Origin of the sequence: Salinactinospora qingdaonensis (assembly GCF_039539445.1) — a bacterium.
Lineage (GTDB): Bacteria > Actinomycetota > Actinomycetes > Streptosporangiales > Streptosporangiaceae > Salinactinospora > Salinactinospora qingdaonensis.
Genome location: NZ_BAABDD010000054.1, coordinates 1 through 13,704, shown reverse-complemented (window position 1 = coordinate 13,704; position 13,704 = coordinate 1). Strand labels below are relative to the sequence as shown.

General features: G+C 65.7%; 9 protein-coding genes. 3 read left to right on the top strand and 6 right to left on the bottom strand.

Translation table 11 applies throughout. The features are described from left to right. Positions 1–316 precede the first annotated feature (316 nt). Positions 317–1,675 carry a DNA repair protein RadA gene (gene radA, locus ABD848_RS24580; RefSeq protein WP_344977494.1) on the top strand — a complete coding sequence of 453 codons (1,359 nt, stop codon included), beginning with the start codon at positions 317–319 and terminating at the stop codon, positions 1,673–1,675. Between the two features lie 145 nt (positions 1,676–1,820). Here the strand turns inward: radA and ABD848_RS24575 are convergent, their stop codons facing one another. After that, positions 1,821–2,594, bottom strand: coding sequence for a hypothetical protein (locus ABD848_RS24575; RefSeq protein ID WP_344977492.1), 774 nt, complete (start codon positions 2,592–2,594; stop codon positions 1,821–1,823). Between the two features lie 96 nt (positions 2,595–2,690). Between ABD848_RS24575 and ABD848_RS24570 the strand changes: the two genes are divergently transcribed. Further along, positions 2,691–3,593, top strand: a complete 903-nt coding sequence (locus tag ABD848_RS24570; protein WP_344977489.1) for an HhH-GPD family protein — start codon at positions 2,691–2,693, stop codon at positions 3,591–3,593. A 112-nt stretch (positions 3,594–3,705) separates the two neighbouring features. Here ABD848_RS24570 and ABD848_RS24565 read toward each other — a convergent pair whose 3' ends face one another. Continuing rightward, on the bottom strand, positions 3,706–6,213 hold the full coding sequence (locus tag ABD848_RS24565) for an ATP-dependent Clp protease ATP-binding subunit (protein ID WP_344977486.1): 2,508 nt from the start codon (positions 6,211–6,213) through the stop codon (positions 3,706–3,708). 379 nt (positions 6,214–6,592) lie between these two features. Further along, positions 6,593–6,931, bottom strand: a complete 339-nt coding sequence (locus ABD848_RS24560; RefSeq protein WP_344977483.1) for a histone-like nucleoid-structuring protein Lsr2 — start codon at positions 6,929–6,931, stop codon at positions 6,593–6,595. A 1,069-nt stretch (positions 6,932–8,000) separates the two neighbouring features. Here ABD848_RS24560 and ABD848_RS24555 point away from each other — a divergent pair. Beyond that, positions 8,001–11,237: a UvrD-helicase domain-containing protein gene (locus ABD848_RS24555; protein WP_344977480.1), complete on the top strand. Its 3,237-nt coding sequence runs from the start codon at positions 8,001–8,003 to the stop codon at positions 11,235–11,237. A 34-nt stretch (positions 11,238–11,271) separates the two neighbouring features. On the opposite strand, the gene ABD848_RS24550 is transcribed toward ABD848_RS24555, so the two are convergent. The 3 genes from ABD848_RS24550 to ABD848_RS24540 form a co-directional block, all read right to left on the bottom strand. Further along, complete coding sequence (locus ABD848_RS24550; protein ID WP_344977477.1) at positions 11,272–11,787, bottom strand: amino-acid N-acetyltransferase; 516 nt, start codon at positions 11,785–11,787, stop codon at positions 11,272–11,274. A gap of 109 nt (positions 11,788–11,896) precedes the next feature. Continuing rightward, positions 11,897–12,136, bottom strand: coding sequence for a LuxR family transcriptional regulator (locus ABD848_RS24545; protein ID WP_425567705.1), 240 nt, complete (start codon positions 12,134–12,136; stop codon positions 11,897–11,899). A gap of 708 nt (positions 12,137–12,844) precedes the next feature. Further along, positions 12,845–13,704: amino acid--tRNA ligase-related protein (locus ABD848_RS24540; RefSeq protein ID WP_344977474.1), on the bottom strand; the 860-nt coding region annotated here is incomplete at its 5' end.

The window sequence follows — 13,704 nt, the reverse complement described above, 5'->3', positions numbered from 1 at the left end:
CGCCATGGCCAAGCGCTGCTGTGCCTGGCCAGACGACGCTGCGACGTACTGTTCGCCATGCTGCGCGACGGCTCGCTCTACCAACCAGCAGCCACCCAGACCACTTGACAAAACCATAGAAGCACCCTCCTGCCGCTGGTTGGCTGAGGAGATCGCTCTCGCTTCCCGCATCTGGCGTCGCCCCAAGAGGTGACCCCGGCGAGGCGGACACGGCCACCGCACCGCGCCGGGACGACCATGGCACGCGCCGCGAACCGCGGTGGGGAAAACCCACCTTCCGGCAGCGAATGTCAGCAATGGCGGCTAGCGTGCGGGCATGGCCAAGGTTGCGAAGACGACTTTCCGCTGCTCCGAATGCGGCTGGACCACCCTGAAATGGACAGGCCGATGCGGCGGGTGTCAAGCGTGGGACACGGTCGAGGAGGTCAGTGCCACCCCTGCTGGGGCGGTGGCATCCGCGCGGGTGAACTCGCCGGCGCGCTCCATCGTCGAGGTCGACGTCGAGTCCGCCCACGCCGTCCCCAGCGGGCTGGACGAACTCGACCGGGTCCTGGGCGGCGGCCTTGTCCCCGGTGGGGTAATGCTGCTGGCCGGCGAGCCCGGAGTGGGCAAGTCCACCCTGCTGCTAGAGGTCGCGGCGCTGTGCGCCGACTCCTCCCCCGTGCTCTACATCACCGGCGAGGAGTCCACGGGCCAGGTCCGGCTGCGCGCCGACCGGCTGGGGGCGCTGGCCCCCGACTTGTATCTGGCCGCGGAGAACTCCGTGGCGGCGCTGGTGAGCCACGTCGAGGCGATCGCTCCCAAGTTGTTGATCGTCGACTCGGTCCAGACGATGATCGCTCCCGACGTCAACGGGGTCCCCGGTGGGGTGACGCAGGTGCGTGAGGTCGCCGGCGCGCTGATCCAGCTCGCCAAGACGCGGGGGATCGCGACGGTGCTCGTCGGCCACGTCACCAAGGACGGCTCGATCGCCGGCCCCCGCATGCTGGAGCACTTGGTCGACGTCGTGCTGCAATTCGACGGCGACCGGCACTCGCGGCTGCGGATGCTGCGTGCGGTGAAGAACCGCTACGGCCCCACCGACGAGATCGGCTGCTTCGACCTCACCGAGTCTGGGCTCATCGGGCTCCCCGACCCCAGCGGGCTGTTTCTGACCCGCCGCAACGAACCGGTCCCGGGCACCTGTGTCACCGTCGCCGTCGAGGGACGCCGGCCGCTGATCGCCGAAGTCCAGGCGCTCGTGGCGCCCACCGCCGCGCCGCAGCCCCGCCGCACCACCTCCGGGCTCGACGGCGCCCGCGTCGCTATGGTGCTGGCGGTGCTGGAACGCCGCGCCCACGTGCGCATCGGCGCCGCCGACGTCTACGCCTCCACCGTGGGGGGTGTGCGGCTCAACGAACCGTCGGTGGATCTGGCCGCCGCGCTGGCACTGGCCAGTTCCCACAGCGACCTGGCCCTGCCACGCGGCATGATCGCCATCGGCGAGGTGGGGTTGGCCGGCGACGTCCGCGCGGTCAGCGGGGTCCAACGCCGCCTCACCGAAGCGCAGCGGCTCGGGTTCACCCACGCCATCGTCCCCAGCAACAGCGAGGAACCCGTGTCCGGCATCGAAGCGGTCGGGGTGGACGACCTGGGGCAGGCGTTGCAGTTGGCTATGCCGACCCGTCGCAGCTAGGACGGCGCGAGGGCCGGTGGGAGGAACCGACCGAGGGGGAGCGCCGCACGGGGCGGCTCCGTGACGACACGGCCACCGGCCGGCGCGTGGCCGCTACTATGGAGCGACCGCGCGCCGGCGCGATCAGGAGGCACCGCCCCCTCGTTCAGTTCAGCCGGAATACCTGTCGTTCGGCGCCCTGGTCGTACTGGCTGTACAAGGTGGCGATGTAGGTGCCCGCGCGGGCCGCCACCTCGTCGTCGCGACAGTCTTCCCAGGAGCGCTTACGATCCCAGGTGATCGTGACGGTCTCGGGGACGCCGTAGCGCAGTTGAGTCTCGCGGCTACCGGAAGACTTGGTCTGCTCCTGACAGTCGGCCGTGGAGAAAATCCGGTCGGGACCGGAGGTGATGCGCACCTCCATGGCCGCGGGACCGAGATCGACGGTACAGGTCTGCTTGGCGGTGTTGACCACGTCGAGCGTGATCACGGGCTGCTCGCCCGCGGCATAGTCGTCCTGGTCAAGGGAGACCGTGACGACGACGTCCTCGGGCCGGCAGGGGTCTTCGGGCTGTTGCGGGGCCGGGATCTCCTCGCCGTCGTCGGCGGCAGCCGCGGCGTCACCGCCCGATCCAGAGCCACCGCCTCCCTCGGAACCGCCGGCGGAGCCCGACCCTCCTCCCCCGGCTCCGGCTCCGCCACCGTTCCCGCCGCCGTCCGCACTCGACTCGTCACTGGAAGAGGAGGGGACTGAGATAGTGGGGGCAGGGGAATTCTCCGGCGACGTACTGGAGTCGGGACTGGGGTCGACATTGGCCGCCCGGTTCCCATCGTCCGAGGAGGACCCGGAAACGGAACACGCATAAGCGATGAGGGCAACTACTACGAGAATCCCGGCCAGCACGAAGACACGCCGCTTCCAATACGTTTCGGGACTCACAGGTCCGGGGTGTCCAGCGCTAGAGGCCATGCGCGTAGTATCCCGGCTTCCCCAAGACCTTACCTACTCAACCCGCCGTCGGATATCCGATTACAGATGACTGAAAACCCTTATACTCCAGCGGTTCTCGCATGGTATGAGCGCAACGCCCGCGACCTACCGTGGCGGCGCCCCGAGGCCACCCCCTGGGAGATCCTGGTCAGCGAGATCATGCTGCAACAAACCCCCGTCACCCGCGTGCTACCGGCGTGGCAGGCCTGGGTGCAGCGGTGGCCCACCCCCGCCGACCTGGCCGCGGAAGCCCCGGGCGAGGCTGTGCGCATGTGGAACCGGCTGGGCTACCCGCGCCGCGCCCTCAACCTGCACGCCTGCGCCACCGCGATCGTCGAACGGCACTCCGGGCAGGTGCCCGCCTCCCGCGAAGAGCTGTTGGCACTGCCGGGGATCGGCTCCTACACCTCCGCGGCGGTGGCCAGCTTCGCGTTCGGTCAGCGCCACGCGATCTTGGACACCAACGTCCGCCGGGTCCTCGCCCGGGCCGAGACCGGTGTCGAGTACCCGCCGAAGGCCCAAACCAAGGCCGAGGTGGAGCTGGCCGAAGCACTGCTGCCGCCGGAGCCGGCCGTAGCCGTGCGGTGGGGGGTGGCGGTCATGGAGTTGGGGGCGTTGGTGTGCACCGCACGATCCCCCAAATGTGTGGACTGCCCCATCATCGACCAGTGCGCGTGGACATTGGCGGGCCGGCCGGCCCATGACGGTCCCCCGCGCCGGGGGCAGAGCTACGCCGGCACCGATCGGCAGGTCCGGGGGCGGCTGCTGGCCGTGCTGCGCGAGTCTCCCGGCCCGGTGGCCAAACCCGCGCTCGACCGGGTGTGGGACGAGCCGGTGCAACGAGAGCGCGCATTGGACGCGCTGGTCTCCGACGGTCTGGTCGACCCGCTCGACGACGGAACCTATGCGCTGCCGGGTGCGACGCCGGTCGCCGGCGATCCGGGGTAGCCGACCGGCAGCGTCACCGTGGCCCGACAGTGACCCGACATGCGAGAGGGGGCGGCCGTCCGGCCGCCCCCTTGTGGGCTCGTGGATCACGATGGGCTGTGCGCCCGCGTGGTCACTCGCCGCTGACGCTGCTCTCCTCGACCTGTGGGGTGTCGGGGACCGAGTTGGGCTTGGGAACGCCACGGAAGGTGAACCTGCCGTCGGTGCCCTCGCCTTCGGCGTCGACGATGACGATCTGGCCAGGCCGCAGATCCCCGAAGAGGATCTTCTCCGACACCGCGTCCTCGATCTCACGCTGGAGCGTGCGGCGTAGCGGCCGGGCTCCCAGCACGGGATCGTAGCCGCGTTCGGCCAGCATGGTCTTGGCGGCCGGGCGCAGCTCGATGCCCATGTCACGGTCCTTCAACCGCTCGTCGAGCTTGGAGGTCATCAGATCCACGATGCTGACGATCTCCTGCTGGGTGAGCTGGTGGAAGACGACCACGTCATCGACACGGTTGAGGAACTCCGGCCGGAAGTGCTGCTTGAGCTCTTCCTGGACCTTGCCCTTCATCCGCTCGTAGTTGGTCTTGGAGTCGTCCTCCTTGGCGAAGCCCATGGCCACACCGCGCGAGATGTCACGGGTGCCCAGGTTGGTCGTCATGATGATGACGGTGTTCTTGAAATCGACGTTGCGGCCCTGGGCGTCGGTGAGGCGCCCTTCCTCCAGCACCTGGAGCAACGAGTTGAAGATGTCGTTGTGGGCCTTCTCGATCTCATCGAACAGCACCACCGAGAACGGCTTGCGCCGCACCTTCTCGGTGAGCTGGCCGCCCTCCTCGTAGCCGACGTAGCCCGGGGGCGAGCCGAACAGCCGCGAGACGGTGTGCTTTTCCATGAACTCGCTCATGTCGAGCTGGATCAGCGCCTCTTCGTCGCCGAAGAGGAACTCCGCCAGCGTCTTGGACAGCTCGGTCTTGCCCACGCCGGAGGGGCCGGCGAAGATGAACGAGCCGCCGGGACGCTTGGGGTCCTTCAACCCCGCCCGGGTGCGCCGGATGGCCTGCGAGAGCGCCTTGATGGCGTCCTCCTGGCCGATGACGCGCTTGTGGAGCTCCTCCTCCATGCGCAGCAGCCGGGAGCTCTCCTCCTCGGTGAGCTTGAACACCGGGATACCTGTGGCTGTGGCCAGCACCTCGGCGATGAGCTCCTCATCGACCTCGGCGACGACATCCATGTCGCCGGCCTTCCACTCCTTCTCCCGCTGAGCCTTGCGGCCGAGCAGTTGCTTCTCGTCGTCACGCAGCGACGCGGCCTTCTCGAAGTCCTGAGCGTCGATCGCGGACTCCTTGTCGCGCCGCACGGCCGAGATCTTCTCGTCGTACTCGCGCAGGTCCGGCGGGGCCGTCATGCGGCGGATGCGCATGCGCGAGCCGGCCTCGTCGATCAGGTCTATGGCCTTGTCGGGCAGGAACCGGTCGCTGATGTAGCGATCGGCAAGCTGGGCGGCTGCCACCAGCGCGCTGTCGGTGATGGAGACACGGTGGTGGGCCTCGTAGCGGTCGCGCAGCCCCTTCAGGATCTCGATCGTGTGCGAGATCGTGGGCTCGTCGACCTGTATCGGCTGGAAACGACGCTCCAGCGCCGCGTCCTTCTCAAGGTACTTGCGGTACTCATCCAGCGTCGTGGCACCGATGGTTTGCAGCTCGCCGCGAGCCAGCATCGGCTTGAGGATGGAGGCGGCGTCGATGGCCCCCTCGGCAGCCCCCGCACCGACCAAGGTGTGCAGCTCATCGATGAACAGGATGATGTCGCCGCGGGTACGGATCTCCTTAAGGACCTTCTTCAGGCGTTCCTCGAAGTCACCGCGGTAGCGGCTACCGGCGACCAGCGCGCCCAGGTCGAGCGTGTAGAGCTGCTTCTCCTTGAGCGTCTCGGGGATCTCCCCCTTGACGATCTTTTGGGCCAGCCCCTCGACCACGGCGGTCTTACCGACACCGGGCTCACCGATGAGGACAGGGTTGTTCTTGGTACGGCGCGACAGCACCTGCATGACGCGCTCGATCTCCTGGTCACGGCCGATAACCGGGTCCAGCTTGCTTTCGCGCGCGGCCTGGGTCAGGTTGCGGCCAAACTGGTCCAGCACCAGCGACGTCGACGGCGTCGATTCCGAAGAAGCACCAGTAGCCTGCGGTTCCTTCCCTTGGTAGCCGTGCAGCAACTGGATCACCTGCTGGCGCACGCGGTTCAGGTCGGCTCCAAGCTTGACCAGCACCTGGGCCGCCACACCCTCACCCTCGCGGATGAGACCAAGCAGGATGTGCTCGGTTCCGATGTAGTTGTGACCCAATTGCAGCGCCTCGCGCAGGGAGAGCTCAAGGACCTTCTTCGCGCGCGGGGTAAAGGGGATGTGGCCGGAGGGCGCCTGCTGGCCCTGACCGATGATCTCCTCTACCTGCTGCCGAACCGCTTCGAGGCTAATGCCCAGGCTCTCCAGAGCCTTCGCAGCGACGCCCTCACCCTCGTGGATGAGACCGAGCAGGATGTGCTCCGTACCGATGTAGTTGTGGTTGAGCATCCTGGCCTCTTCTTGGGCCAAGACCACCACGCGCCGTGCGCGGTCGGTAAACCTCTCGAACATGTCTCGTCGCTCCTCACAGAGCGGTCAGGCAGGGACGGAAGTTCCGACCCTCACTTTCCGCATTCCGGCCCTCAAGGAGAAAGTCTCCCTGGAGGCGCTACCGCACCCGATCCACCGCGTAAGCCCGATTCCTGCTGACCGACTCGGTGGACGTATCCTGCTTGGCCTGACTCCGCTGACAAGCCGTGCAAGAGACTTTCCCCGACGATAGGGCGTTCACCCTCATCCAACTACCAATCGGGCCTGTAGTGTTCCAAGTACGCCGCAAGCGAACGGCCCGCGCTCCTCAAGGGTTTGAGGACACACGGGCCGTGCCACTTACTGCTTGCCCCGATGTGCTCTGAGCGAACAGCACCCGGCAGGCAACGCCTTGATTGTGTTACCGCGATTGTGCGGCTTCGTATTCGGCCACGATTGAGGCCGGGATACGGCCACGCTCGTTGACCTGCTTGCCGGCCGCCTTGGCCCAAGCGCGGATCTCCGCGCTGCGCTCACGGCTGGGAGTGCTGCGCTGCTGGCGACGGTTGCCGCGCCCAGTCTTGGTAGGAGCTTTGCGTGCCACATTGACGAACGGGGCCAGAGCCTCACGAAGCTTGCTGGCATTCTCGCCGCTGAGGTCAATCTCGTAGGACGAGCCATCGACTCCGAAGGAGACCGTCTCCTCTGCCTCGCCGCCGTCGAGGTCATCGACGAGAAGCACCTGAACCTTTTGCGCCATGGATACAGACCTTTCAGCAGAGAAGTGCTGACGCACTTAAATATAAATGTATACCGGGGAGCGGCGAAAGACAATTCTCGGCACGGAAAGATTGTCTGTGGTTTCCTGACCGCTCAACGAATTCCCGGGCATGCGGCGGTTACGGCTCTGGCACCCCCGATGGGCCAGAACCACCGCTATAACACGAGACCGGTGCGTCCCCATTACTGGACACCGCCGGTTAGTGGTTGTCGGAACCGTCCCCGCCGCCACGGACTTCCGAGACGGAAGCCGCGGCATCCTTTGCACCATCCTCCTTGACGACGCCAGGATCAGTCCTCGGCGCGTCGGTTGTTTCGGTAGAGGTGGCATCCGTACTCCGCGCGACGTCGGGATCGTGTACCGACCGACCGTCTGACGTTCTTGGAGCCATCTCCCTACGGAGTAGCTTGTAGATGAACGTACAGAACACCGTCGCGACAACTGCGGGGGGGATCAGCGCCGCGAATACGTCCGACATCGAGCGCATACCCCTTCCTTGATCTGACTTTATGCGGTAATTACCTGAGGGGACATGGCTCAAGCCTACGCCGGGCCGCACTCGTCTCCTCGTGATCCACACAATCGTGCCCCTGTCATCATAGACACGTTGCGCGGCTACACCCTCGTTGAGGTCCCTTTCGCGCTATCGCCTTATCCCCTACCCGTAAGAGTTCGGCTATCCCACGGGTTTCGATCTCTTTGCCCGCTATACCACGGGACGGAAACAGCGACTCGCTGTAGCCGCAAGCGGACACATAGGATCGGTTGATCGGTCGGTGAGACTGGAATAAGTAAGGAAGCGCGGTGCCGGCCCTCAGTTGGAGAGCGGCCGAACATCCTTGAACACCATAGCCTTCAAGTTCCGACCACAATCCACAGATTACCCGTCTTCATAGCGACCCGCACCTGAGGTCATTAGTCGTGAAGTACGGCGCGCCCTCAAGTTGTGGGATCGTGGCATCGTAACGCAGAAGAGTCAAGCACCTGTCGCCTAAGCGGCGTTAGTGTCGGCACGCCCCGTCACCGTGGGCATTGGGAGGATCTCATCGTGGAGTTCCACGCCGATCTACATATTCACTCCAAGTACTCGCGGGCTTGCAGCCGGGATTGCGACCTTGAGCATCTTGCTTGGTGGGCTGCCCGTAAGGGGATTGAGGTCGTCGGAACCGGTGATTTCACTCACCCCGCATGGCGTGAGCAACTGGGTGAACTTCTCATCCCGGCAGAGCCAGGACTGTTCCGGCTCCGGCCGGAAATCGAACGGTCCATACTCCGGACACTACCGCCGAACTGCCACACCTTGCCGAGGTTCATGCTCTCAGTGGAGATCTCCACCATCTACAAGCGCGACGAGCGGACTCGCAAGGTCCACCATTTGCTCTACGCGCCGTCCATGGCAGCCGCCGACACCATCACAGCGGATTTGGACAAGATCGGCAATCTGGCTTCCGATGGACGCCCGATCCTGGGGCTGGATTCGCGAGACCTCCTTGAGATCACGCTCTCCAGCGATCCGGGATCGTATCTGGTCCCGGCTCATGTGTGGACCCCGTGGTTCTCAGCGTTGGGGTCAAAATCGGGATTCGACGCCGTGGCTGACTGCTACGCCGATCTGGCTCCCCACATCTTCGCGGTAGAGACCGGACTCTCCAGTGACCCGGCGATGAACTGGATGGTCTCCTCGCTTGACGGATACACGCTCGTAAGTAATTCCGACGCGCACTCACCGCCGATGCTGGCTCGCGAGGCGAGTCGCTTCGACACCGATCTGGACTACTATGCCATCCGACGCGCCCTGGAGACCGGAACGGGATTCCGTGGCTCTGTCGAGTTCTTCCCTGAGGAAGGCAAGTACCACCTCGACGGCCACCGCAAGTGCGGTATCAGATTCACTCCTGAGGTCACCCGCGAGCACAAGGAGCGCTGCCCGGTCTGTGGAAAGCGACTGACCGTCGGGGTTTACCACCGTGTCCACGAACTAGCCGACCGCGCAGTGGGGCATCGCCCGCCGGGCGCAGCGGATTTCACCAGTCTGGTCCCCTTACCCGAAATCGTGAGTGAAATCGTTGGAGTCGGCCCAAAGAGCAAGCGCGTCAGCGGCGAGGTAAGCAAGCTCGTGGGCGCGCTCGGTTCGGAACTGGCGATTTTGGGGTCGGTGCCCCTCGACGAAGTCACGAAGGTGGGGGGCGAACTCCTGGGGGAGGCCATTGCTCGACTGCGACGTGGCGACGTGATCCGCAGCGCCGGCTACGACGGAGAATATGGTGTCATTCGGCTATTCGATCCCGAAGAACTCAAGACGGACACCGACACGCTGACGCTGTTCGGTGACGACGAGATCGCCTCCCCCGTCAAACGTTCCAAAAAAGCCACGCCCGCCCGCGCTTCCCACGGGCACCACGACAGCCTCGATGCCCCTGTAGCGTCCCCAACGGCCGCAGACAGCTACGGAGAGACTCCACCCCTAGCCGAGGCCACCCCCACCACCGCAGCACCCCCTGCGGAAGATCCGATGCTGTTTCCCGCCGCCGTGGCCGAAACCCCACCCCGTCCGCAGAGCCTCCTCGCCGGGCTCGACCCCGAGCAGCGCGCCGCGGCCGAGCGTCCCGGCGGCCCGCTGCTCATCGTCGCCGGCCCCGGCACGGGAAAGACCCGTACCCTCACTCACCGCATCGCCCACCTCATCACGGAAGGGACGGTGACCGCGGCCGAGTGCCTGGCCATCACCTTCACCCGGCGCGCCGCAGCGGAGCTGCGCGAACGGCTGGCCAGCCTGCTGGGTGAGCAAGCGGCCGGGATGACCGTCACCACCTTCCACGGGTTGGGGGCGCAGATCCTGCGCGAGCACTACGAGCGGGCCGGGTTGACCGAGCTGTTCCGGATCGCCGACGACACACACCGCACTGCCGCCGCCACCGAGGTCACGGGATCGGAGCGGGAGGGGCGCCGACTGTTGGCCCAGCGCGACGGCGACGGCGGTGACGACGACGCGATGGCCGCTGCCATCGACGCCTACGAGCGACGGCTGCGCGAAGACGACCTCGTGGACTTTCGGGACTTGCTGGTGCTGCCGGTGCGCCTGTTGGAGGCCGACGAGGAGTTGGCGCGTTCCTACCGCCGGCGGTGGCGCTGGATCAGTGTGGACGAGTACCAGGACATCGACGAGACCCAGTACGCGCTGCTGCGGCTGCTCACCGAGCCCGAGGGCAACATCACCGCCATCGGCGACCCCGACCAGGCCATCTACGGGTTCCGCGGCGCCGATGTGGGATTCTTCCTGCGCTTCACCCACGACTTCCCCACCGCCACGACCGTGCGGCTGATACGCAACTACCGCTCCACGCCCACGATCGTCGAGGCGGCGACCCGGGTTATCGCACCGGCGTCGCTGGTGCCAGAGCGCGAACTGCGGGCTGTGGGCCAGGTCGAGACGCCGGCGCGCATCGGCATGCACGTGGCCGCCGACGAGCGCGCGGAGGCGTCGTTCGTGGCACGCTCCATCGACCGGCTCCTGGGCGGGACGTCATGGCACTCGCTCGACAGTGGCCGGGTCAGCGACGAAGGCGACGGCGGGCTGTCGTTCGGCGACATCTGCGTGCTCTACCGCACTGACGCGCAAAGCGAGGCGATCATGAGCGCGTTCAACACCGCTGGGGTGCCGTTCCAGAAACGCTCGCACGACCGGCTGCTGTCGCGTCCGGCGGTGCGGATGGTCGTCGACGAGCTGGCCCATCAGACTGAGGCGCCGCTGACCGAGCGTGTACGCGCGGCGACGCGGCAGCTATGCGAACGCCACGAACGCGACGAGAAGCTGGTCACTGACCTGCGTACGGCCGGCGAGCTGGTGCTGCCCCTAGCCGGCGAACACGGCTGGGACCTGTCGGGGTTCCTCTCGGCGCTGGCGTTGGGCGCTGAAGTCGACGCGCTGGACCCGCGGGCCGACCGGGTGGCGCTGTTGACCCTGCACGCCGCTAAGGGGCTGGAGTACCCCGTGGTGTTCTTGGTGGGGTGCGAAGCGGGGCTGCTGCCGTTCAGCTTCACTGGGGCCGGGGACGTGACCGAGGCCGCGGAGGCTGAGGAACGGCGGCTGTTCTTCGTGGGCGTGACGCGCGCCCAACAGCGGCTCTACCTGTCGCGGGCACGCCGCCGAACGCGCCGGGGAAGCGCTGTCGAGCCGGAGTCGTCGCCGTTTTTGGCCTCGGTGCCGGCGGAGCTGACCATGGCCGTAGACGAGGAGACGGCCACGCGCAAGCGGCCCAAGGACCGCCAGCTTCGCCTGATGTAAGGCGTCAGCGGTCGACTCGCCGGGGCCGCAGGTCTCACAGGTGCAGCAGCATCCGGGTGTTGCCGAGGGTGTTGGGCTTGACTCGCTCTAGGTCAAGGAACTCGGCCACACCCTCGTCGTAGGAGCGCAGCAGCTCCTCGTAGACACGGGCCGGCACGGGAGTGCCCTGGATGGGACGGAAACCGTGCCGGCTGAAGAACGCGGTCTCGAACGTCAAGCAGAAGACACGCTGCACCCCCAGGTGGCGTGCGGTGTCAAGCAGCTCGGTGACGATGCGGTGGCCGATGCCGTGCCCTTGCATGGCGGCGTCGACTGCGACGGTACGGACCTCTGCGAGATCCTCCCATAGGACGTGAAGCGCGCCGCAGCCCACGACGGTGCTCTGCTCACCGTTGTCGACTTCGGCCACCCAGAATTCTTGAATGTCCTCATAAAGGTTGACCGTACTTTTGGACAGGACGCGCCGTTCTCCACTGAAGGCGTCGATGAGATGGCGGATGTGGCTGACGTCTGGTGTTCGAGCACGGCGGACGGTGATCTCGACGGACATGATCGCCCTAGGCTACTCCCGACTCGGTCGGAAGCGCGCAGCGAGCTAAGACAGCTCCAGCTAGATGGTGCTCCCCCGGCCCGAAGGCCGGGGCGCACGCCAGGAGATCTCAGATAAGTTGCCGTCGCGCGGCCCACACAACGGCTTCTATGGGCGTGTTGACGCCAAGCCGGTCACAAATGGCCCGGAGCCTGCGCCGTAGGGTGCGCGCGCTCAGTTCAAGGCGGCGCGCTGCGACATCGGTCGTCACACCTGTAGCGATCTCTGCGAGCAGGTGGAGGTCGTCGTCGTTGAGATCCGAGGGTGCTTCCGGAGCCCCGTCATGGGATACTCCGGGCGGTGGCACCATGCTCTCACTCCACGACGGGACAGTGGTCTCCTCGACGGCATGACGCACGAGCGTGGCGGCCTGTTCCACTCCGTCCTCCCTCATCAATGGTGAGTGCGGAACATCGACTCGTCGTCGCAGTGACCCCCGACGAGTGGGAACCAAAGTTCCCTTGCACGCGCGCATGGGCACAGCCCCACCTCTCGATCCCGCGACCATGATTCTTGTTCCCCTGGCACAGAAGCAAGAATCCGACCGCGGGTGAGAACGCGGGAGCCCGTTCATCACGATCTGGGACGGACAGATCATGTGAGATCGCACCCGGCAAAGGATGGCGGAAACCGCCGGAGCCGTTCGCTGCCATCCTCACTCACCGTCAATAGATCCGCTACGACGAACGCGGAATTATCCGCTCGCCTCGAAACGCTAAGCGGAGGAACACGGACCGTCAAGGTCCATTAAGCAACGCTAAGTAATCAACTAGCTTCCCTGTGTTACCAAGGTTACCGAAAACCCCCTTCCCTAAGGAGGATGACCTGCGAAAATAACCTTCAGATCGGAACGCAAAAAATGCGTATCCAAGTTTCAAAGAGTATTTCCAAACTGACCACAGCGATAGGTATGCCGCGCTTGCGTCCGCGGGATTGCACATACCCTGCCGCAGCACAGCGTGGTCTTTGCCACATCACATGGGCAGGCCTGGCGAGCACGCCGAAGCTAACTAAGGTTTTAACTGGGTTTCACAAGGGGGAAGAGAATGGTCTCCCGAATGTTCTTTCCAGTGAACGCCATGAGAAGGCGATCAATCCCCATTCCCACTCCCCCGGAGGGCGGCATGGCGAATTCGAGGGCGCGGAGGAAATCTTCGTCGAGTTGCATCGCCTCGGGGTCGCCACCGGCGGCCAGCAGGGACTGCTCGGTAAGGCGGCGGCGCTGCTCGACCGGGTCGACCAACTCGGAATAGCCGGTGCCCAACTCCATACCGAACCCGATGAGGTCCCACTTCTCGGTGAGCAGCGGATCTTCGCGGTGCTGGCGGGTCAGCGGACTCGTCTCGACCGGGAAGTCGCGAACGAACGTCGGCTGGAGCAGGGTGTGCTCAACCAACTCCTCGAACAGGTGCTCGACCAGCTTGCCCTGCCCCCACGCCGGGTTCCAGTCGACCCCACGGCCATCGGCGAGCTTGCGCACCGTCTCGATGGGCGTGCGCGGGGTGACCTCCTCACCCAAGGCCGTGGAGACAGCGCCGTACAGACTGACCGAGGGCCACGTCCCGCCGAGGTCGATCTCCTCCCCCTCGCGGTGCACCACCGTCGATCCAAAGACCGCCTTGGCGGCCTCTTGGATGAGCGAGCGCGTGATGTCGGCCATGACGGTGTAATCGGCGTAGGCCTGATAGAACTCCAGCATCGTGAACTCGGGGTTGTGCGTGGAGTCGGCGCCTTCGTTACGGAAGTTGCGATTGATCTCGAAGACCCGCTCGATCCCGCCCACCACGAGCCGCTTGAGGTAGAGCTCGGGAGCGATCCGCAAATAGAGATCGAGATTGTAGGCGTTGATGTGCGTGGTGAACGGCCGCGCCGTGGCCC